Raw genomic sequence first — 22,368 nt, 5'->3', positions numbered from 1 at the left:
TAAGGTTAAAAAACCTTAAAAACTGATTTCATCCTTCCATCTTTGTTAGTATAAAAATGAAGGGATTAGGAGACTATCAATGAATAATAAAATCGAAAACCCGATTAAATACAGTAAAAATGATATTGAAATTATATCTAAGCGTAAATTATTTAACGGTTTTTTTCAAATGATTGAATATCGATTTAAACATCGATTATTTGAAGGTGGGTGGAGCAAAGAAATTGTTCGCGAAGTATTTGAAAGAGGGCATGCGGGGGCAATACTGCCTTATGATCCACAAACCGATAAGGTCGTGTTAATCGAGCAAATTCGTTTTCCTGCTTTTGAATCAAGCGAAACGCCATGGTTGTTAGAGATAGTCGCGGGAATGATAGAAGAGAATGAATCCCCCGAAGAGGTGGTTCGCCGGGAATCAACGGAAGAAGCAGGCCTCACCATTGGACGAATAGAAAAACCGATTAGCTATTTATCTAGCCCAGGAGGCACCAGCGAACGGATTCATGTTTTTGTTGGAGAGGTCGATAGCTCGTTGGCAAAAGGTATTCATGGCTTGGCTTCGGAAAATGAAGATATTCGAGTGCATGTAGTGAGCCGAGAGCAAGCTTATCAGTGGGTTGAAGAGGGTAAAATTGATAATGCGGCAACCGTGATTGCCATTCAATGGCTACAACTGAATCACCAAAAGCTGCATGAAAAATGGGTGAAACTGATTTAAATAACCATTAATCTAGTGAAGTGTGTGCTGATTAGCAGATATTGAGTCGATAGTTAGGTTAAAATCAGTAACCTACGCACTTTACAGGTTAGGTGATAATACTTAGCGCTATTTTTAAGGATAAAGGAAGACTTTGGACAGCCAGCTTAAAGTGACTGCTAATAACCCTAAAGTTATTAGAATATTACAAGTTACTGATACGCATCTTTTTGCTGATACGGAAAACACCCTTTTAGGGATCAATACTTACCGAAGCTATCAGGCGGTACTTGATGCGATTGCAGAACAAAACTTACCTGTCGATTTAATTGTCGCCACAGGGGATCTCGTTCAAGACCAATCACCTAAAGCCTATCAACATTTTGCGGCTGGGATTGAGCGTATTCCTGCACCTTGCGTTTGGCTACCGGGAAATCACGATTATCCCCCCGCGATGGTAGGCACCTTAAAAATTGCCGGTATTTCGAGTGCTAAGCAGGTCTTTGTTGGTGATGATTGGCAAATTTTAATGCTAGATAGCCAATTACAAGATGTTGCTCACGGTGAGCTTTCTGAGCAGCAACTGGAATGGATGAAACAGTGTTTAGATGAGCAGCCGACACGCACGACACTGATTATGCTGCATCATCATCCACTACCTTCTGGCTGCACTTGGCTAGATCAGCACAGTTTACGAAATTCACATATTTTGGCGGACTATCTTAAAAACTACCCCAATGTGAAAGCGATGCTATGCGGACATATTCACCAAGAAATGGATGAAAACTGGCATGGTATCCGCCTGTTAGCAACGCCATCGACCTGTGTACAGTTTAAGCCACACTGCACCAATTTTGCTTTAGATTCGGTCGCACCGGGCTGGCGCTATCTGGAACTAATGGTGAATGAACAAGGGGAAAAAGTGATTGAAACCCAAGTTTATCGTTTAAATACTCAGGAATTTAGCCCTGACTTTGATTCAGATGGTTACTAATGGTAACGTTACTGTATATTCACGGGTTTAATAGTTCTCCACTGTCTGAGAAAGCGAATAATCTGAAACAGTGGTTGGCAGTGCATTATCCTCAGATCAACATGATTGTTCCGCAATTGCCTAATTTTCCACAGCAAGCGACAAAATTACTCGATGATATCCTTGCCGAACATCAGCATGACACAATCGGTTTAGTGGGTTCCTCATTGGGTGGTTATTTTTCCATTTATTTTTCTGAGCGCTACCAAATTCCCGCAGTATTAGTGAACCCGGCGGTACGTCCGTTTGATTTACTCAGCGATTATCTTGGGGAAAATACGAATCCATATACCCATGAAACGTATGTGTTAGAACCCAAACATATGCATGAGTTGAAGGCTCTGCATCTCGAAAAGATACGTTCACCAAACTTACTTTGGCTATTGCAGCAAATGGGGGACGAGGTACTTGATTATCGTCAAGCTGTTGCCTATCTTTCAGAGTGTAAGCAAACGGTGGAACCGGATGGGGATCATGCATTTGTTGGGTTTGAACGTTATTTCCCGCAGATCATTCGCTTTTTGTCTCTGGTTGATAACGCAGAGAAATAGTGCGAAAACGCCAATACACTGTTATTATCAACAGTAATTCACTGATTGAATATACCCAATCTTCTTGAATTATTTAGGGTATAGTTCAATTAATCATCTATTACCGCAGAATGACAACATGACTCAATCTAGTTATAACGCAGAGGACATTGAAGTTCTCAGTGGTTTGGAGCCTGTTCGCCGTCGTCCTGGCATGTATACCGACACCAGCCGACCGAACCATTTGGCTCAAGAAGTAATTGATAACAGTGTCGATGAAGCCTTAGCTGGACATGCCGGACACATCCAAGTGATTTTATACCCCGATCAATCCCTCGAAGTGATTGATGATGGGCGTGGTATGCCTGTTGATATCCACCCAGAAATGAAAGTCTCCGCAGTTGAGCTGATTTTAGGGCAACTGCATGCTGGGGGAAAATTCTCCAATAAAAACTATCAATTTTCGGGTGGTTTGCACGGTGTTGGTATCTCCGTGGTCAATGCGTTATCAAAGCGTATTGAAGTCACAGTACGCCGTGATGGTCAGGTTTATCAAATTGCGTTTGAAAATGGCGAAAAAGTCGAAGAATTACAAGTCATTGGTACTTGTGGCAAACGCAACACCGGAACCAGTGTCCATTTCTGGCCTGATGAAAGCTATTTTGATAGCCCGCGTTTCTCCGTTTCCCGTTTAACTCATAACTTAAAAGCAAAAGCCGTTTTATGCCCTGGCGTACAAATTACGTTTAAGGATCTGCTCAATGAAACTGAGCAAAACTGGTGCTATAGCGATGGGTTAACCGACTACTTAATGGAATCGGTAGATGGTTTTGAAGTACTGCCTGCCAAGCCATTTACAGGTGAATTCTCTGCTGAAATTGAAGCCGCTCAATGGGCGCTATTATGGTTGCCTGAAGGTGGCGAGCTACTAACTGAAAGCTACGTTAACTTGATCCCAACAGCGCAGGGCGGTACTCACGTTAATGGGTTACGTCAAGGCTTACTCGATGCGATGCGAGAATTCTGTGAATTCCGTAATATTTTGCCGCGTGGAGTGAAGTTATCTGCGGATGATATTTGGGATCGCTGCGCCTATGTTTTATCTGTGAAAATGCAAGATCCACAATTTGCAGGGCAGACGAAAGAGCGTCTTTCTTCTCGTCAATGTGCAGCGTTTGTTTCCGGTGTGGTGAAAGATGCCTTTAGCTTATGGCTAAATCAGAATGTCCAAGTTGCTGAGCAATTGGCTGAAATGGCGATTTCTAGCGCCCAGCGTCGCTTGCGTGCGGCAAAAAAAGTCGTGCGTAAAAAGCTTACTAGCGGCCCAGCTCTGCCGGGTAAATTAGCGGATTGTAGCTCTCAAGACCTCTCCATGACAGAACTGTTCTTAGTGGAAGGGGACTCAGCGGGGGGCTCGGCGAAGCAAGCTCGTGATCGTGAATATCAAGCCATCATGCCGCTGCGCGGTAAGATCCTCAATACGTGGGAAGTCTCTTCTGACGAGGTTTTAGCCTCTCAAGAAGTTCACGATATTTCTGTCGCGATTGGTATGGATCCTGATAGCGAAGATATTTCTCAGCTCCGCTACGGTAAAGTATGTATCCTCGCGGATGCGGACTCCGATGGGCTGCACATTGCCACATTGCTGTGCGCCTTATTTGTTCGCCATTTCCCTAAATTAGTAAGAGAAGGGCACGTTTATATGGCGATGCCCCCACTTTATCGTATCGATTTAGGAAAAGAAATTCACTACGCTTTAGATGAAAGTGAAAAAGATGCGGTGCTAGAGAGATTAAGCCGTAAAAGGGGCAAACCTAACGTTCAACGCTTTAAAGGATTGGGTGAAATGAACCCGCCACAATTGCGTGAAACGACGTTAGATCCAAATACTCGCCGCCTTGTTCAGTTAACTATCGATGATGATAATTACACAGAAACCATGTCGAAGATGGACATGCTTCTCGCTAAAAAACGCTCGGAAGATCGTCGTAACTGGCTGCAAGAAAAAGGCGATACGGCAGAAATTGATGTCTGATCATAATCGGATGAATAAGAGTAAGGAACGTATTGAATGAGTGAAATTACTCATGACGGTGTGGAGCGTTTACCGCTTCATACCTTTACTGAAAACGCCTATCTGAACTACTCGATGTACGTCATCATGGATAGAGCGTTGCCATTTATCGGTGATGGGCTTAAACCCGTTCAGCGCCGAATTGTGTATGCCATGTCTGAATTGGGGCTGAGCAACACGGCAAAATATAAAAAATCAGCCAGAACCGTCGGTGACGTATTAGGTAAGTATCACCCACACGGCGATAGCGCCTGCTATGAAGCGATGGTGTTAATGGCGCAGCCATTCTCTTATCGTTATCCTTTGGTTGACGGTCAAGGAAACTGGGGAGCACCGGATGATCCGAAATCCTTCGCTGCGATGCGTTATACCGAATCTCGTTTATCCAAATATGCGGAAGTATTACTCAGCGAATTAGCACATGGAACCGTTGATTGGGTACCTAACTTTGACGGTACATTAAATGAACCGAAAATGCTGCCTGCCCGTCTGCCAAATATTTTATTAAATGGCACTACAGGGATAGCGGTGGGTATGGCAACGGATATTCCACCTCACAATGCCCGCGAAGTGGCAAGTGCGCTGGTGGCTCTGCTGGAAAAACCAAAGTTAAATCTTGATGAGATCATGCAGTTTATTCCGGGGCCTGATTATCCAACGGAAGCTGAAATTATCTCGTCACCGGAAGATATCCGTAAGGTTTATCAAAACGGTCGTGGCTCAGTGCGTATGCGTGCGGTATGGGAAAAAGAAGATGGTAATGCGGTAATCACCGCGCTGCCTCACCAAGTTTCTGGCGCTAAAATTCTTGAGCAGATTGCGAACCAGATGCGCGCGAAAAAGCTGCCAATGGTCGAAGATCTGCGTGATGAATCGGATCATGAAAATCCAACGCGTTTAGTGATCGTTCCGCGCAGTAACCGCGTGGATCTTGATCAAGTAATGACCCACTTGTTTGCAACGACAGATCTTGAAAGAAGCTACCGTGTTAACTTAAACATGATTGGCTTAGATAACCGTCCGGCAGTGAAAGGGCTGGTGGAGATCCTCACTGAGTGGATCACTTATCGTCGTCAAACGGTACGTAATCGCTTAAACCACCGTTTAGAAAAAGTATTAAGACGCCTACATATTTTGGATGGTTTACTCATCGCTTATTTGAATATCGATGAAGTCATTGAAATCATTCGTAATGAAGATGAGCCAAAAGCCGTCTTAATGTCGCGCTTTAATATTAGCGATACCCAAGCCGAAGCAATTTTAGAATTAAAACTGCGTCACTTAGCGAAACTCGAAGAGATAAAAATTCGCGGTGAACAGGATGAACTAGCCAAAGAGCGTGATGAGTTACAAGCTATTTTAGGCTCAGAAGCTCGTCTGAATACGTTGATTAAAAAAGAAATTCAGGCAGATGCTAAAGCTTACGGTGATGATCGCCGTTCGCCGCTGCAAGAGCGTGAAGAAGCCAAAGCACTTAGCGAGCATGAAATTTTGCCATCGGAGCCGATCACTGTTGTCTTGTCTGACATGGGCTGGGTGCGTAGTGCGAAAGGGCATGATATCGAGCCAAGTAATTTGAGCTTCAAAGCGGGGGATAGCTTCAAAGGTGCTGCCCGTGGTAAGTCTAATCAAGCGGCGGTATTCCTTGATACCACGGGACGTAGCTATTCTGTCGACCCGCTGGAATTACCTTCTGCACGTAGTCAAGGCGAGCCGTTAACGGGGAGATTAACACTTCCACCGGGCGCGACTATTGAGCATGTGCTGATGGCACCGGAAGAGCAAAAATACTTAATGGCATCTGATGCGGGTTATGGTTTTATTTGCACCTTTAATGATTTGGTGACGAAGAATAAAACCGGTAAGGCGTTGATGTCGTTACCTGAAAATGCAAAAGTAATGGCACCGATTGAGCTAAATAACGAAAAAGAAGATTTGTTATTAGCCATCACGAAAGCCGGTCGCATGTTATTATTCCCTGTGTCTGACCTCCCTCAATTATCCAAAGGGAAGGGAAATAAAATTATTAACATCACGGGGGCGCAAGCTGCAAGTGGTGAAGACTTACTGGTTTGGTTAATGGTGGTCCCACCGCAAGCCTCGATCACACTTTATTTTGGTAAGCGTAAACTGAAATTTAAATCAGAAGACTTACAGAAATACCGTGCAGAGCGTGGACGCAAAGGAACATCGTTACCGCGTGGTTTACATAACATTGAACGTATTGATGTTGATTCTGCGGATACAGAATAAAAATAACAATAATTCAAGGGCTTAGTTAAGGCCCTTTTCATAAGTTAAGGAATAATATGCTAGCGCTAATTAGAGCTATCATTGTGATCATATTTACGATTTTTGTGTGTGTTGGCGGCAGTATCTACTGCCTATTTAGCCCTCGTAATCCAAGACATGTGATGACGTTTGGCCATTTGTTTGGGCGCTTGTCCTGTGTGCTCGGTATTAAAATGATTGACCGCGTTCCAGCAAAAGCTAAGGATTACGGTCCAAGTATTTATATCGGTAACCACCAAAATAACTATGATATGGTCACTATGTCGAATGGTGTTCAACCAAGAACCGTTACAGTGGGTAAAAAGAGCCTTGTTTTGATCCCATTCTTTGGTTTCTTGTATTGGATCACGGGAAATATTTTAATTGACCGTGGTAACCGTTCGAAAGCGCATAACACCATTTCCCAAGTTGCTGAGCAGATTAAATCTCGTAAGATTTCAGTCTGGATGTTTCCTGAAGGAACACGTAGCCGTGGTCGTGGCTTACTGCCATTTAAAACGGGCGCATTCCATGCTGCGATTGCTGCTGGCGTGCCAATTGTTCCTGTGTGTGTGTCTACCACACAGAACAAAATCAGCTTGAACCGTTGGAATAATGGCCATGTGATCATTGAGATGTTAGAGCCGATTGATACCTCGAAATACTCTAAAGAGCAGGTTCGCGAGCTGGCGGAGTATTGTCATGGCTTGATGGAAGCTAAAATCAAAGAGTTAGATAAAGAAGTTGAAGAGCTGAATAAACGCTAATCTCAATAATTTTATTAAGTTCAATGATTTTACTAAGTTAATTCGTATCGATAGTGGGAGGTTCATTCAGAACTTCCCACTGTATTATTTTGGCTATGCCATTTTCACTGTGAGACTTTTACTACACGATTCCCTCTGTTATTTAATCCCATCCGTAATTATTGCCATTCAAATTTATTATATTTTAATTATTGATACATATATTTTTAGAATTCCATGTCCTTTCGCGATATGATGGCTCGCAAATTTGTCGCAAGATAAATTATTGAATTCCAAATAGTGGTATCACCAGCATATACCTAAAAATACTCGTATAAATCACTAATTTATAATGATTTATTAAAATAACTTGCTGGTTTTTTATTTAGCGGAGAATCTATGTTATTCAGTCGTTGCCGATCATTGCTGATTAGCGGGTTGGCTGTGTGCTTATTACAGGTATCAACTTATGCGAGTGCAGAAGGAACGACCGCACTCCCTGTTCCACCCTTGCTAGAATCCCGTTCGGGACAGCCCCTCTTTTTAACATTACAAAAAATCCATTGGTCTTTCGATGGTAAATATTCTGCGGAAGTTTTAGGTATTAATGGTTCTTATCCAGGACCCACTATTCGCGTCAAAAATGGAGATGATCTCAAACTAATCTATAGCAATAGATTACCCGATGCTGTTTCAATGACTATTAGCGGGTTGCAGATCCCCGGCACGCAAATTGGCGGTGCAGCGAGACAAATTTCGCCAAATGCAGATTGGTCACCGGTGATCCCTATTCGCCAAAATGCAGCAACGCTTTGGTATCATGCGAATACCAAAGGTAAAATGGGGGAGCAAATCTACAATGGTTTACTGGGAATGTGGATCATTGATGATGATTCCACAAAAGAGTTACGTTTACCAAAACATTATGGTGTAGATGATTTCCCGATTATTATTCAAGACAAACGTTTGGATAACTTTGGTGTTCCTGAATATCACACTGATGAGAATGGATTCCTCGGGGATACATTAGTGGTTAACGGTGTACAAGATCCCTATATCGAAGTTTCTCGAGGTTGGGTACGTTTAAGATTACTAAATGCATCTAACTCCAGACGCTATGTGATGAAAATCAGTGATGGCCGTCCTTTCGTGATGATAGCGTCTGACCAAGGATTGCTCACGGTGCCTGCCAGCGTTCAAGAACTTTCACTTGCGCCGGGAGAACGTCGTGAAGTTCTGATTGATATGGCGAAAACTGCTGAGCTGACCATTACAGCAGGGGAATCTGCCTCGTTGATGGATCGTGTTAAAGGGTTATTTGAACCGTCGAATAATTTAATTTCCACCAATGTATTAACCATCAAAGCGACGGGATTAATGTCATTAGTGACAGATGATGTCCCAAAACAATTAGTCTTGGATACGACACAAATTACCTCCTCGATTACTAACCGTGATATCCAGCTAAATGATCCAGTTGGTATCAATGGCATGAAATTGGATACAGGGCGTGTGGATATCACTTCTCGTCAAGGCAGTTGGGAGCGTTGGAATGTGAGCAGCGAGCAGCCTCAATCCTTCCACATAGAAGGGGTTCGCTTTAAAGTGATCAACTGTAATGGGCAGCCGGCTCAGCCTGATAACTTTGGATGGAAAGATACCGTTTGGATTGATGGGCGCTGCGAGCTACTTGTACAGATGCTGCAGCCGTCTTACAACCATTTCCCATTCCTGTTTTATAGCCAAAACCTCGAAAAAGCAGATTTAGGCTCGGCGGGACAGTTGGTGATTACACCAGAAGATGGTAGTAACTAATTGAATGTCTCGAAAAAGCCCGCAATTAGCGGGCTTTTTTACTTTAACGATTAGCTTAATGCTACGCGTATACCGAATGCCACTAGCACTACGCCAAGGACTTTATCCACATATTTTTGTACTTTCGCTAGCCCTTTTCTAACGGGCGCACTTTGAATTAAGCACACTAAAATTGGCCAGTAAATCACCGCCAGACCCCAGATAATAAAGGCAAACCAAAGCTTTTCTGAGAATGTAGAATCCACATTAAGCACTTGAGTAAAAATAGCTAAGAAGAATAAAGTTGCTTTAGGATTTAAGACATTACACAAGAAACCTTGCATGAACGCTTTTTTGAATGTGACATGCTCATGTTGACTGGCTGTTAAGTCCATTTTTGATGCTTTTTGCGGCATTAGGCTTTTAATCCCAATCCAGATTAAATAAGCCGCTCCTGCATATTTAAGAATGTTAAATAACCATGGTGTTGTGGTAATCAACACGGCAAGCCCTGCTACGCAGTAAGACATATGAAGTGCAATAGCAACGATAATACCGAGGGCGGTCATCATGGCTGCGGAACGTTGGTAACGCGCTGCATTCTTGATAATTAAAAAGAAATCTGGACCCGGTGAGATCATGCCAAGGGCGGCAATCGTCGCGACCATGATACTGGTCTGATACATAATGTAATCTCTTTATTTTAGGTTGAACTAAACTGAGTAATAAGGGACTAAAAGCGTTGTAAACATCGTTTAGTGCATTGACTTGAGTCGTTCGAGTATAAGGGATTGAGTGGTATTTAAGGAAGATTAAATTTAGTCGACGAAGTATGTCTGTTTCCGTATAGTGTGCACAATTTTTATATTTCGTTTCTAAGGTGGTTAGATGAATATTAGCTTAATCGCAGCAATGGCGTTCGATCAGGTTATCGGCATGGAAAATGCGATGCCTTGGAATTTATCAGGTGATTTGGCGTGGTTTAAACGTCAAACATTGAATAAACCTGTGATTATGGGACGCGTGACTTATGAATCTTTAGGTCGTCCTTTACCGCAGCGTGTCAACATTGTTTTAAGCAGCCAAGCAGGCACAGAAACTGGCGTTATCTGGGTTAAATCAGTTGAAGAAGCATTAGAAGCCGCGAAGGCAGTTGAAGGTGCTGATGAGATTATGGTGATTGGTGGTGGTAAGGTTTACCAACAATTCCTACCAATGGCGAATAAACTCTATTTGACTCATGTGGATGCCGAAGTGATTGGGGATACACATTTCCCGGCTTATGAGCCTGATGAATGGGACTCTATTTTCACTGAATATCATGAAGCAGATGAAGCGAATAGCCACGGTTTCTGCATTGAAGTTCTGACTCGCCGCGTTTAACCTCTGTTGGTCTAGTCAATAAAAATGGCACTGTTAGGTGCCATTTTGCTATTTGTCATTTGGTATCTAGAGAAAACGCTCACTCTTTACGACGTTTCTGGTGGGATTTCTGTCTATGGAATGTTTTAGTTTCCCAGTGAAGTAGCGTTAAATCCCCTCCCCAGCAGCAACCCGTATCCATCGCATACACATGTTCGGGTGTAAATTTGCCTTCCAGTGATGCCCAATGACCAAAGAAAATGGCGTAATCTTCAGGGAATTGGCTTGGTAGAGAGAACCATGGCTTCAGTGGCGCAGGGGCCTTAGCTGGGCTCTCTTTGCAGATCATATCCAGTTGCCCATTTGGAAAACAATAACGCAGGCGGGTGAGGGCATTGGTGCTGTAGCGTAAACGCGCTAACCCCATCAAACTTTCAGACCAATTGTTTGGCATGTCGCCATACATAGAGTCAATAAACAGCGGATATGCATCACTAGAAAGCACGGCTTCCACTTCGCGAGCGCACATTTTTGCGGTTTCAAGATCCCACTGCGGCGTAATACCGGCGTGAGTCATGACCATTTTTTGCTCTTCATCGACTTGTAACAGTGGCTGACGGCGTAACCAATTGATTAGCTCATCGATATCGGGCGCATTGAGTAGTTCATCAAGATGGTCTTTAGGCTTATTGCGACTGATTTTGCAGTAGATGCCAATCAAATGTAGGTCATGGTTGCCTAACACTAAGCGTGCTGATGAGCCTAAACTTTTCACATAACGTAAGACTTGTAATGAATCGGGTCCACGAGCAACAAGGTCGCCTGTTAGCCACAATGTATCTTGTTGTGGATCGAAATTCACGCTATCGAGAAGTTCCCGTAGCTCACGATAACAACCGTGTATATCACCTACAATATATGTGGACATAATTAATTAATCAGTGTTGGGATAGCGAGACGAAATGCAGGAATATCAACATGGAATTGATTTCCTTGATCGCTCAGCATAACGTAATAGCCTTCCATCGTACCCATTGGCGTTTCTAAGATAGCACCACTGGTATAGCGATATTCTTTGCCCGGTAGGATCACCGGTTGTTCACCAACCACACCTTCACCTTGCACTTCAGTTTTACGGCCATCGCTATTGGTAATGAGCCAGTAACGGCTCATTAGCTGTATAGGAATTCGCCCTAAATTGCGGATACAAATAGTATACGCAAAGACAAAACGGGCAATGTCGGGCTGGGATTGGCTTTCTATGTAGACACTTTGAACTTGGATGCTCACATTGGGATCATTCAGCATAGTGCCTCCTCAGATTCTCTATTCCGATAAATTACACAGATAGTTTGCCATCTTACAATAGTGCTCAACGGAGATATTTTCAGCGCGCGTTCCTGGGTCGATACCCAGTTCGGTTAACTGCTCAACGCTGAATAAGTCCCCAAGACTATTGCGGATAGTTTTACGACGTTGGTTAAATGCTTGAGTCGTAATACGGCTCAATACTTTAATATCCTTCACTGGGTGTGGATTTTCCTTGTGAGGGATCAATCTTACTACCGCAGAGTCCACTTTTGGTGGTGGCGCAAAGGCGGTAGGAGGGACTTCAAGCACAGGAACAACATTACAGTAATATTGCGCCATTACACTTAAACGACCGAAAGCTTTGCTTCCCGGGCCTGCCACTAATCGATTAACCACTTCTTTTTGCAACATGAAATTCATGTCAGAAATTTGGTTGGTGAATGTAAACAGGTGGAACATCAACGGTGTTGAGATGTTATAAGGCAAATTACCAAATACGCGTATTGGCTGTCCAGCTTGTTTCGCCAGTTCACCAAAATCGACAGTCATCGCATCTTGTTGGATAATCGTCAGTTTATCTTTGAGCTGAGGATGGACGTGTAGGCGTGCCGCAAGGTCGCGGTCTAACTCGACTACGGTCATTTTATCCATTCTGCTACCAACAGGCTCGGTTAACGCGCCGAGACCGGGACCGATTTCAACGATCGCTTGTCCTGGTTGTGGATGCATAGCATCGACAATACTGTCGATAATAAATTGGTCAGTTAAAAAGTTCTGCCCGAAACGTTTGCGGGCAAGGTGCCCCTGATGGACTCTATTATTCATGAATTCTTTTGTGTCATTTGGATAGCTAATTTCAATGCGGTGATGAAACTGCCCGCATCGGCTTGACCCGTACCTGCTAATTCAAGCGCTGTGCCGTGATCGACGGAAGTACGGATAAATGGCAGACCAAGGGTAATGTTTACCGCTCTGCCGAAACCTTGATATTTTAACACAGGTAGTCCCTGATCGTGATACATCGCTAATACTGCATCTGCATCGGTTAAATACTTTGGTTGGAAAAGCGTGTCTGCGGGTAAAGGTCCGATTAAGGTAATACCTTGTTTACGCAAGGATTCTAGGGCTGGAATGATGGTTTCAATCTCTTCCATTCCCATATGTCCGCCTTCTCCTGCATGAGGGTTAAGCCCACAAACATAAATGTGCGGGTTTTCAATACCAAACTTGGTTTGCAGGTCATGATGCAAAATGGTGATCACTTCATGCAAGCTTTGTTGGGTAATTGCCTCGGAGACATCTTTTAGCGGCAGGTGCGTAGTCGCTAAAGCGACACGTAATTCTTGTGTTGCGAGCATCATCACAACGCGGTCACAGTGGCTTCTATCTGCGAAAAATTCGGTATGTCCACTAAATGGAATACCTGCGTCATTAATAATGCCTTTGTGAACAGGCCCCGTTACGATGGCAGAAAATTCACCATTCAAACAGCCATCACAAGCACGCGCTAAAGTTTCGGTAACATATTCACCATTACGAACATCGAGTTTTCCAGCTTCTGCCAGCACACTCAGTGAAACGGGAACAATCGACAATTGCCCTGCGACAGATGTCTGTGGCTGTTTTGCATCATATTCACGTAATGTTAGTGGTAAATTGAGTGCTTTAGCACGTTGAATAAGTAGATCTGGATCTGCACAAGCCACAAGCTCGACAGGCCATGCCTGCTGAGCAAGTTGGATCAGAAGATCTGGACCTACCCCGGCAGGTTCACCGGGGGTGATGATGATTGGCTTATTTTGCTTGTTCATCATTAGATTGGCTTTGGCGACCATCAACGATATTCACATAAGCTGCAGCGCGTTGCTCTTGCATCCAAGTCTGCGCTTCTTCGTTAAATTTACGATTGAACAGTAAACGGTACGCTTGATCTTTCTTCGCGGCATCAGTTTTATCGACACTACGAGTATCTTCTAACTGAATTAAGTGCCAGCCGAAACTTGAAGGTACAGGTTGGCTGATTTCACCTTTTTTCAGTTTCATCAGCGCATCACGGAATGCAGGGTCGTAAACATCAGGCATATTCCAGCCTAATTCCCCACCTTTTAATGCGCTACCTGGGTCTTCGGAGTTCTCTTTAGCGGCTTCTTCAAATGAAATTCTGCCGTTACGGATCTCTTGAGCAAGTTGAGTTAGTTTTTGTCTTGCTGTTGCATCATCCATAATTGGTGATGATTTCAGTAAGATATGACGTGCTTTCACTTCGGTGACGGAAATTGGCTGGTGAGTTTCACCGGTGACGTCATTAACACGTAAAATATGGAAGCCTACACCGGAACGAATTGGACCAACGATATCGCCTTTATTCGAGTTTTTCAGTTGATCAGAAAAGACCACTGGCAGCTCTTGTAGACGTGACCAACCCATGTTTCCACCTTTCAGTGCTTGAGGGTCAGCAGAGTAAGCAATCGCTAACTTACCGAAATCAGAGCCTTTTTTCAGGTCAGTTAAGATTTTATCAACTAACGACTCTGCTTTTGATAACTGTTCTGGCGTTGGGTTCTCTGGCAGTGGGATCAGAATGTGGCTTAAATTCACGCCTTTTTGAGCGCTCATTTGCGAATCCATTTGCTCAGCTAATGCATCAACTTCTTGAGGTAAAATTGTGATACGGCGGCGAACTTCGTTGTTACGCACTTCCGCTAACAGCATTTCTTTACGGATTTCGCTGCGGTATTTACCCATATTGACGCCGTCCGCAGTCAGACGTTTTTCCATCTGCGGTAAGGTTAAATTATTTTGGCGAGCAATATCCGCGATAGTCGCATTCACTGCTTCTTCAGGGATATTAATCTGCATTTGGTTAGCCATCTGCAACATGATGTTATCCATAACCAAACGGTCGATGATTTGCTGGCGCAGGGCTTGATCATCAGGAACTTGTTGATTTGCATTACGTGCATTCAACTTCACTGTGTTGATCATATTCTGGACGTCGCTTTCAAGTACAACTCCGTTGTTGACAACCGCAGCCACTTTATCCATTTGCTGTGGCGCAGCTAAACTTGCAGAGCTTGCGAACATCAGTCCCAGAATAAGTGTTCTCCAATTCTTCATAATGGTCCTATAAAATTGACTTTTATTCCGCATATGCGGGCTAATCGTGATCGTTATGTTGTTTGTTATCAGAAAGCACGTTGATAAGGAATAATACCTTGTTTCAACATCTCCTGACTACCTAAACTATGATTGTTATTTAGGCCTCTAAGTTCCACGTTGATAGACCATTTATTGTCATATTCGCTGTTGAACTTCTCTTTTTGCCAACCCACAATCTTACGTTCATACCCTAAATTCACCGCCCAGCAGCAGGCATTGTACTGTAATCCGACAAGCTGGCTGGCGGATTGTTGCTGTTTGGTATCGTAATAATACGAGCCGACAAAGCCCCAGTTATCACTTAATGGCCAACTTACCACGGTACCTACTTGTGAAATACCTTGTTGGTATTCAGGTAATGTGTAGGTATAACCACCATCAGTATCTTCACGGCGGAACGTTGCTTGAATATAGTCTCGGTCAACAAAACGGTAATTCAGTTGAATCAGTCTATCGGCATCAAAGCGATATTCGGTGACCGCATTCCCCATGGTGACACTACCAAGGCGACGGTCATATTGTAATCCACCACGAACACCCCAGTTTTCATCAATGTGCCACATGGCATCGGTTGCCCACATTAATGAGCCCGTATCACTCTTATCATCGATTTTCAGGCTTGAGTTACCTGCTCGTGGGCGCTCAAAATAGTAAATTTGCCCGACGGAGAAATTGAAGCGCTCAGCTAAATTTTCATCATAAATACGGGTGGTTAAACCAGTGGTGAACTGGTTCGCAGAAGCGATACGGTCTAAACCGCTGTAAATACGGTCGCGGAACAGGCCAGTATAGTCAGACTGTAATAGTGCGGAGTCGTAGTTATTGATATTGTCCTGATCTTTATACGGAATATATAAATACTGAACTCGCGGCTCTAGTGTTTGAACAAAATCACTACCTTGGAATAAGTCGCGCTCAAATACCACTTTCGCATCGCTCTTAAACATTGGTAGCACTCGGGTGACATTTTTATCTAAGCCACTATTTTGTTTTACATCAGGAATATCTTGGTCGTAATGCGTCGCCATTAGTTTGATGCTGTTATTCATCTGCGCCCAACCGTTAGACAGCGGCATGCTGACTTCGGGCTCAATATGCAAACGGGTCGCATCAGGGTTATTTTCACCTACACTGGTAAAACGAGCGGCTTGGGCGTAGGTATGGAAATCCAACATACCGACGTCATTTTGGTAATAGTTAAAATCGATTTGCGGTTCAGCTTTATAAGCACGACGGTTCGGGTCATCAACAAAGATTTGGAACTGTTTGTGAGACACTTTCATGTTCCAATTGGTATCAGAATAACCGACGTTAAATTTCTGGGTAGCATAACCATCAGTGGTGCTACCGTACTGAGAGCTAAAGTCAGTAAAGTATTGGCGGTCACTTACCTTGGTGTAGTCGGCACCAAAGTTCCAGTGCTGAGCAAAAGTACCTGAGTGGTTCCAATAGAATAACCAACGGTCATCACTGTCACGAGCATCACGCTTACCATTTTCTTTATCTTTAATATAAGCACGATCGTGGTTAATAAAGTCAAATGCCATGGTGCCCGTACCTGGAGTGATTAAATAACGGAATTCGTTATTTAATTTAACGCCTCGGTGGGTCATAAATTGTGGCGTAATCGTCGCATCGTAATTTGGTGCGATGTTCCAATAATAGGGTAGGGTGAACTCTAACCCGTCATTGTTGGAATAGCTTCCCATTGGGATTAAGAAACCGGAACGGCGTTTACTACCAATTGGTAACTGCATATACGGGCTGTAAAATACCGGAATATCCGCTATCTTAAAGCGTGCATGCCAAATTTCTGCGACTTCTTCTTCACGGTCAATAATCACTTCAGAGCCTGCAACGCTCCACGTATTACTGCCCGGTAAGCAACTGGTGAAAGTCCCGTTTTCCATAATGGAATAGCGGTTTTCACCTCGCATTTTCATTTTTTTCGCATCACCGCGACCTTGACGACCTACCATCATGTAGTTACCGTCATCAACGTCAGTGTTTTTATTATCTAAGTTTGACCACGCTGAAGGGCCTTTCAGGATAATTTGAGGGTCATCGTAATGAACATTCCCCGTCGCCGTCACTTCACGAACTGGCACTTCACCCGCTTTTTGGGTTTGTGTCAGCTTAACGTTATCTGCTGTGAGAGTCTGGTTGCCCTGCTGAATATCAACGTTACCAGTATATTCGACAAAATTAGGGTATTCCCCTGTGACGTCGTCAGCTTGAATCTCAATCGGTAAGCTATTTTGATCACCAGAGATAATAGGCTTGTCATAAACAGGCACCCCAAGCATACATTGTGCTGCAAGATCAGCATGTGCTTGCTGGCTATAAATAGCCGCCCATACCATGGTGGCGATTATTGTGGGATAACTTTTCTTCATCATTAAATAGGGAGTCCGTCAAATGGGCACAGTCGGCAAACGCTCAAAGACTATCTTAGCCAACCCGTTTTCGCCAGTATAATATCAAAACTGGAGTAAACGTGGTTAGCAACTTGTTAGGCTCTTTATCGTTATGCACAAAAGCAGAATGGATAGTATGATAATGCAAAATTGCATTCTGAGCATTGAAGAATTGAGGGATATATGCACTATTGGGGTAAAATTATTGGGGTGATACTCGCTATTGTCTCTGGTTTAGGGTTTTGGGGAGCATTAGCAGGCTTACTGATTGGGCACGGTTTTGATAAGGCTTCGGCTCAACGTAAGTTCGCTGGTGCCTTCAATAAGCGCGACAGACAAATTATTTTCTTCGCAAGTACCTTTCAAATATTAGGGCATTTAACCAAGTCAAAAGGGCGTGTCACCGAGACGGACATCCAGTTAGCATCGAACCTGATGGACAGAATGCAATTGCACGGAGAAACTCGCAAAGCCGCTCAACAAGCCTTTAGAGAGGGGAAATCCCCTGACTTTCCACTGCGTGATGTTCTTAAACAATTACGTATGGCTTGTTATGGCCGTTTTGACCTTGTTCAGATGTTTCTGGAAATTCAATTACAAGCGGCTTTTGCGGATGGAACCCTACATCCTAACGAAAGAAAAGTACTATTTATCATCGCGGAAGAGCTGGGTATCTCCAAAATTCAGTTTGAGCAATTCTTAGATATGATCCAAAGCGGTCGCCAGTTTGGTCATGGCTACTCCCAGCAGCAGTCCGGGGGCTATTATCAACAAAATAATGGACCAACACTGGAAGATGCCTGCAAGGTACTTGGGGTTGCTGTCGATGATGACCCAACTAAAATTAAGCGAGCGTACCGTAAGCTGATGAGCGAACATCACCCAGATAAGCTAGTCGCGAAAGGGTTACCGCCAGAGATGATGGAAATTGCTAAGCAAAAAGCGCAGTCAATTCAGGCAGCTTATGATCTGGTTAAAAAAGAGAAGGGTTTTAAATAACTTAAGCTTTTAAATAATTGAAGCGCTTAATGCCTAAGCGCTTCAATAAGATTAAAAATCGGGCGGACAAGTAAAATGCATTGGTGTGCCATACTCAGGGTGAGTGATATACAACTCTTGAGCATGCAGCTGCAAACGTGGTGCCAATGCTAATGCTTCTTCATGGGCATAAAACCGGTCACCAAGAATAGGGTGCCCTAACGCGAGCATATGCACACGTAGTTGATGAGAACGTCCCGTAATTGGCGAAAGTTTGACTCGCGTTGCTTGCTCTTCATATTCTAAAACTTGATATTCGGTTTGCGCCGATTTCCCTGTTTCAAAACAGACTTTTTGCTTAGGGCGATTCGGCCAGTCACAAATCAGCGGTAAATCCACCAAGCCTTCAGGCTTTTCTAAATGCCCCCACACGCGAGCCACATAGTGTTTTTTCGGCTCACGCTCTCTAAACTGACGCTTGAGTTCACGCTCAGCCGCTTTATGCAGCGCCACCACCATAACACCACTGGTTGCCATATCTAAACGGTGAACGGACTCAGCCGCAGGATAATCCCGCTGAACACGGCTCATGATGCTGTCATGGTGCTCAGGGGCTTTCCCCGGCACTGAGAGTAAGCCGCTAGGTTTGTTGACCACGATGATGTGGTCATCTTGGTAGAGTATGTGTAGCCATGGTTCAGTTGGCGGGTTGTAGGGTAACATTTCTTTTATCCTTCATTCTTCACGCTGTAGCGTTGTTGGCTGCTCTTAGCTACCCTAGTCACATACTCGCGTATGCTCCTAGGGATATCTTCGCTTGCCGCTTACTGATTCCCCGTCATACTTCGCGCTACAGGGGTGTTGGCTGCTCTTAGCTACCCTAGTCACATACTTGTGTATGCTCCTAGGGATATCTTCGTTTGCCGCCTACCTGTAACTCGAATTATCTAGGGGAATGTCGAGTGCAAGCATATTCAGGCGAATATCGAGTGCAAGCAAAGAAAAAACACTCACTACTGATGCGTGACAACCACTAAGCGGATAGCGTCGAGACGCCATGAAGCTTGGTCGATATTGGTCATCAATTGGCGACGCTCTTCTTCGATAATCTCGAGTTCTTCATCACGGATATTTGGGTTAACCGCTTTTAGCGCTTCCAAGCGAGACAACTCCAGAGTCAGGGCCCTATCCGCCGCTTCTTTGGCATTCTCAATAATGGATTTCGCTTCTTTCTCGACCATTGGCTCAGAGAGGCGTAATACTGAATGCACCTCGTTTTGTACCGCATTGACCAACTTGCTCGCCATATGGCGGTTGATGGCATTTAATTGGCGGTTAAAACTTTCAAACTCCACTTGTGAAGAGAGATTATTACCTTTTAAATCAATTAATAGACGAACTGGAGTTGCAGGTAGGAAACGGCTGATTTGCAGCTGTTTCGGTGCCTGAGCTTCTACCACATAAATCAGTTCGGTCAGCAAGGTTCCCACTGGCAACGCTTTGTTTTTCAACACTGAAACCGCGCAGCTACCCGTATCGCTGGATAACACTAAATCCAAACCGTTACGAATAATCGGATGTTCCCAGCTAATAAACTGCGTATCTTCGCGGGAAAGCGCTTGTTCACGGTCAAAGGTGATCGTGCAGCCATCTTGTGGTAATCCTGGGAAATCAGGCACTAACATATGGTCAGATGGCGTGAGGATAATTAAGTTATCACTCTTATCTTCTTGGTTGATCCCAACGATATCAAACAGGTTCAACGCAAAGTTAACCAGCTCAGTTTCGTTATCGCCTTCGCCAATCTCCTCGGCTAATTTATTACCGGATTCACCGCCATTTGAGTGCATTTCGAGCAAACGGTCACGACCTTGCTCTAACTGTGCTTTGAGTGCATCGTGCTCTTCGCGGCAGGTTTTAATAAATTCATCAAACCCGTCAGTGATGGTTGGCTCTGCCATAAATTGCAGCAATTGTTGGTAATATTTATCGTAAATAGTACGGCCAGTTGGGCAAGTATGTTCGAAAGCGTCCAAACCTTCGTGGAACCAACGGATCAACACGGCTTGTGCCGTATTTTCCAAGTAAGGCACGTTGATCACGATATCGCGGTTTTGACCAATACGATCCAAGCGACCAATACGCTGCTCAAGCAGGTCAGGGTTGAATGGTAGGTCGAACATCACTAATTGATTAGCAAATTGGAAGTTACGGCCTTCGGAACCAATTTCAGAACACAGTAATACCTGTGCACCTTCTTCCTGTGAAGCAAAGTATGCCGCAGCACGGTCACGCTCTAACAGGGATAAACCTTCGTGGAATACTGCTGCGCGGATCCCTTCACGTTCACGCAGAACTTGCTCAAGTTGCAGTGCCGTGGCGGCTTTAGCACAAATAACCAGTACCTTTTCGTGGCGATTCGCGGTTAAGAAGCCCATCAGCCATTCAACGCGCGGGTCGAAGTTCCACCAAGTCGCATTTTCGCCTTCAAATTCTTGGTAGATTTGTTCTGGATACAGCATCTCTTTCGCGCGCGTTTCTACATCCTTTTTCGTGCCCATAATGCCAGCGACTTTGATTGCCGTTTGGTATTGAGTTGGCAGTGGCATTTTTAAAGAATGCAATTCACGGTGTGGGAAGCCTTTCACACCATTACGGGTGTTTCTAAATAACAGGCGGCTAGTACCGTGTCTGTCCATCAGCATATGGATCAGTTCTTGGCGAGCGGCTTGGCTGTCATCGCCTTCAAGATTCGCAGCTTTTAATAACGGCTCAATATCTTGTTCTTTGATAAGCTCGCTGAGCAGGTTTTGCTGATCATTTGTCAGCTTATCACCTGAAAGTAGCAGTGAAACGGCATCGGCGACAGGGCGATAATTTTCTTGCTCGGCTAAAAACTCTTGGTAGTCATGGAAGCGGCTTGGGTCGAGGAGGCGTAAACGCGCAAAGTGGCTCTCTTGACCTAATTGCTCCGGTGTTGCCGTTAGCAGTAAAACGGAAGGAACATGCTCTGCTAAGGTTTCAATCACTTGATATTCACGGCTTGGGGCTGTTTCGCTCCATTGCAGATGGTGAGCTTCATCGACCACCATCATGTCCCAGCCAGCTTCGACAAGTTGGTCAAAACGCTGTTTATTACGACGAACAAAATCCAGAGAACACAGGACTAATTGCTCAGTTTCAAACGGGTTATCGCTGTCGTGTTGGGCTTCGCTGTAACGGCTATCATCAAACAGGGAGAAACGCAGGTTAAAACGGCGCAGCATTTCCACCAGCCATTGGTGCTGTAGGCTATCTGGGACAATGACCAAGACACGCTCAGCACGGCCCGCCATCAATTGTTGATGGATTATCATACCCGCTTCGATGGTTTTTCCTAAGCCCACTTCATCGGCCAGTAAAACTCGCGGGTTGTGGCGTTTACCGACTTCGTTAGCAATATGCAATTGGTGCGGAATCAAACTCGCGCGGATACCACGCAGACCCGTAGATTGGTGTTTAACTTGTTCGCTTTGGAATTTACGTGCGCGAAAACGCAGAGCAAAACGGTCCATACGGTCGATTTGACCAGCGAAAAGTCTATCTTGTGGCTTATTAAACGTCAGCTTGCTATCAAGGAACACTTCTCTCAGGCTGACATCCGCTTCTTGGGTGTCTAAACGCGTTCCTGTGTAGGTCAATAACCCTTTATCTTCTTGAATACTTTCAACTTGTAGCTGCCAACCTTCGTGACTGGTGATGGTATCACCTTCGTTGAACATCACTCGGGTAATTGGGGCATCACTACGTGAGTACAGTCGGTTTTCCCCAGTGGCAGGGAAAAGCAACGTCACCATACGGGCATCAATAGCCACGACGGCGCCTAACCCAAGTTCGCTTTCTGTGTCGCTGATCCAGCGTTGACCAAGAGTAAATGGCATAGGTTTAATTTAATTCCATAATTTTGATTGTTTATTTTTAGATGTTTAAGACAACTAACCGGTGTCTTTGCCCAGT

The 22,368-nt window shown here is 44.3% G+C and carries 18 protein-coding genes; 9 read left to right on the top strand and 9 right to left on the bottom strand.

Annotated elements, in window-relative coordinates:
- Window positions 1-79: 79 nt before the first annotated feature.
- The 7 genes from nudF (at window position 80) to ftsP (ending at window position 9,166) form a co-directional block, all read left to right on the top strand.
- Window positions 80-718, top strand: a complete 639-nt coding sequence (gene nudF, locus LDO73_RS14370; protein ID WP_224058889.1) for an ADP-ribose diphosphatase — start codon at window positions 80-82, stop codon at window positions 716-718.
- A gap of 133 nt (window positions 719-851) precedes the next feature.
- Entirely contained in the window at window positions 852-1,691 is an 840-nt protein-coding gene (gene cpdA, locus LDO73_RS14365; protein ID WP_224058888.1) for a 3',5'-cyclic-AMP phosphodiesterase, read from the top strand.
- Entirely contained in the window at window positions 1,691-2,281 is a 591-nt protein-coding gene (yqiA, locus tag LDO73_RS14360; RefSeq protein ID WP_224058886.1) for an esterase YqiA, read from the top strand. The genes cpdA and yqiA overlap by 1 nt, the downstream gene beginning before the upstream one ends.
- Before the next feature lie 118 nt (window positions 2,282-2,399).
- The gene (gene parE / locus LDO73_RS14355; RefSeq protein ID WP_224058885.1) at window positions 2,400-4,295 is read left to right on the top strand and encodes a DNA topoisomerase IV subunit B; all 1,896 of its coding nucleotides are present in this window, start codon (window positions 2,400-2,402) and stop codon (window positions 4,293-4,295) included.
- Between the two features lie 36 nt (window positions 4,296-4,331).
- Entirely contained in the window at window positions 4,332-6,587 is a 2,256-nt protein-coding gene (gene parC, locus LDO73_RS14350; protein WP_224058883.1) for a DNA topoisomerase IV subunit A, read from the top strand.
- Between the two features lie 56 nt (window positions 6,588-6,643).
- A complete protein-coding gene (locus LDO73_RS14345; protein ID WP_224058881.1) occupies window positions 6,644-7,372 on the top strand; it encodes a 1-acylglycerol-3-phosphate O-acyltransferase in 729 nt (242 codons plus the stop codon).
- A gap of 378 nt (window positions 7,373-7,750) precedes the next feature.
- Window positions 7,751-9,166 (top strand): cell division protein FtsP, encoded by a 1,416-nt coding sequence (gene ftsP, locus LDO73_RS14340; protein WP_224058879.1) that lies wholly within the window; start codon window positions 7,751-7,753, stop codon window positions 9,164-9,166.
- Window positions 9,167-9,216: 50 nt separating this feature from the next.
- On the opposite strand, the gene LDO73_RS14335 is transcribed toward ftsP, so the two are convergent.
- Complete coding sequence (locus LDO73_RS14335; protein WP_224058877.1) at window positions 9,217-9,831, bottom strand: LysE family translocator; 615 nt, start codon at window positions 9,829-9,831, stop codon at window positions 9,217-9,219.
- A gap of 202 nt (window positions 9,832-10,033) precedes the next feature.
- Here LDO73_RS14335 and folA point away from each other — a divergent pair, with 202 nt between their 5' ends.
- Window positions 10,034-10,528 carry a type 3 dihydrofolate reductase gene (gene folA / locus LDO73_RS14330; RefSeq protein WP_224058875.1) on the top strand — a complete coding sequence of 165 codons (495 nt, stop codon included), beginning with the start codon at window positions 10,034-10,036 and terminating at the stop codon, window positions 10,526-10,528.
- 79 nt (window positions 10,529-10,607) lie between these two features.
- Here the strand turns inward: folA and apaH are convergent, their stop codons facing one another.
- From apaH to lptD, 6 genes are all read right to left on the bottom strand, one after another.
- On the bottom strand, window positions 10,608-11,435 hold the full coding sequence (gene apaH, locus LDO73_RS14325; RefSeq protein WP_154627679.1) for a bis(5'-nucleosyl)-tetraphosphatase (symmetrical) ApaH: 828 nt from the start codon (window positions 11,433-11,435) through the stop codon (window positions 10,608-10,610).
- Between the two features lie 2 nt (window positions 11,436-11,437).
- Complete coding sequence (apaG, locus tag LDO73_RS14320) at window positions 11,438-11,815, bottom strand: Co2+/Mg2+ efflux protein ApaG (RefSeq protein ID WP_224058873.1); 378 nt, start codon at window positions 11,813-11,815, stop codon at window positions 11,438-11,440.
- 18 nt (window positions 11,816-11,833) lie between these two features.
- A complete protein-coding gene (rsmA, locus tag LDO73_RS14315; protein WP_224058871.1) occupies window positions 11,834-12,643 on the bottom strand; it encodes a 16S rRNA (adenine(1518)-N(6)/adenine(1519)-N(6))-dimethyltransferase RsmA in 810 nt (269 codons plus the stop codon).
- A complete protein-coding gene (gene pdxA, locus LDO73_RS14310) occupies window positions 12,640-13,632 on the bottom strand; it encodes a 4-hydroxythreonine-4-phosphate dehydrogenase PdxA (protein WP_224058870.1) in 993 nt (330 codons plus the stop codon). The genes rsmA and pdxA overlap by 4 nt, the downstream gene beginning before the upstream one ends.
- Window positions 13,613-14,935, bottom strand: coding sequence for a peptidylprolyl isomerase SurA (gene surA / locus LDO73_RS14305; protein ID WP_224058868.1), 1,323 nt, complete (start codon window positions 14,933-14,935; stop codon window positions 13,613-13,615). Before surA ends, pdxA begins: the two co-directional genes overlap by 20 nt.
- A gap of 68 nt (window positions 14,936-15,003) precedes the next feature.
- The gene (gene lptD, locus LDO73_RS14300; RefSeq protein WP_224061192.1) at window positions 15,004-17,373 is read right to left on the bottom strand and encodes an LPS assembly protein LptD; all 2,370 of its coding nucleotides are present in this window, start codon (window positions 17,371-17,373) and stop codon (window positions 15,004-15,006) included.
- A gap of 204 nt (window positions 17,374-17,577) precedes the next feature.
- Between lptD and djlA the strand changes: the two genes are divergently transcribed.
- Entirely contained in the window at window positions 17,578-18,393 is an 816-nt protein-coding gene (djlA, locus tag LDO73_RS14295; protein WP_154627675.1) for a co-chaperone DjlA, read from the top strand.
- Window positions 18,394-18,444: 51 nt separating this feature from the next.
- Here djlA and rluA read toward each other — a convergent pair whose 3' ends face one another.
- The gene (gene rluA, locus LDO73_RS14290; protein ID WP_224058867.1) at window positions 18,445-19,095 is read right to left on the bottom strand and encodes a bifunctional tRNA pseudouridine(32) synthase/23S rRNA pseudouridine(746) synthase RluA; all 651 of its coding nucleotides are present in this window, start codon (window positions 19,093-19,095) and stop codon (window positions 18,445-18,447) included.
- 290 nt (window positions 19,096-19,385) lie between these two features.
- Window positions 19,386-22,292 carry an RNA polymerase-associated protein RapA gene (gene rapA / locus LDO73_RS14285; protein ID WP_224058865.1) on the bottom strand — a complete coding sequence of 969 codons (2,907 nt, stop codon included), beginning with the start codon at window positions 22,290-22,292 and terminating at the stop codon, window positions 19,386-19,388.
- Window positions 22,293-22,368 lie beyond the last annotated feature (76 nt).

The organism is Providencia alcalifaciens (assembly GCF_915403165.1).
Lineage (GTDB): Bacteria > Pseudomonadota > Gammaproteobacteria > Enterobacterales > Enterobacteriaceae > Providencia > Providencia alcalifaciens_C.
Note: the sequence above shows the minus strand (reverse complement) of the source record. Positions and strands in the feature narration are given on the sequence as shown.